Below are 267 nucleotides of genomic sequence, written 5' to 3'. Positions count from 1 at the left end.
AGCGCAAGCATGCGCTCACGCTCGGCGAACGCATTGGCTTGCTGCGCCGCGCACCGTATGGCAAGCGCTATTTCATGCTGACCGTGTTTCATCTGTTCCAGGCGTTCGGCTATTACGGCTTCGGCACGCTGGCGGGCGTGGTGGTGAAAAGCCGCGGTTTCGACGTCACCGGCAGCACCTTGTTCGTCGCGCTCTCGTTTCTCGGTTATCCGATTGGCTCGCTGCTTTCCGTGCCGCTGCTGAACTGGATCGAGCGGCGCACGCTGG

1 pseudogene is annotated in these 267 nt (G+C 62.2%); it reads left to right on the top strand.

From position 1 onward, the window contains the following. Positions 1–267 (top strand): annotated as a pseudogene (locus tag R2R70_RS20620) (hypothetical protein); the annotation flags it as partial.

Source organism: Cobetia sp. SIMBA_158 (genome assembly GCF_046566945.1).
GTDB classification, from domain to species: Bacteria; Pseudomonadota; Gammaproteobacteria; order Pseudomonadales; family Halomonadaceae; genus Cobetia; species Cobetia amphilecti.
The sequence above is the reverse complement of the archived record's forward strand: the minus strand, read 5'-3'. Positions and strand labels throughout refer to the sequence as shown.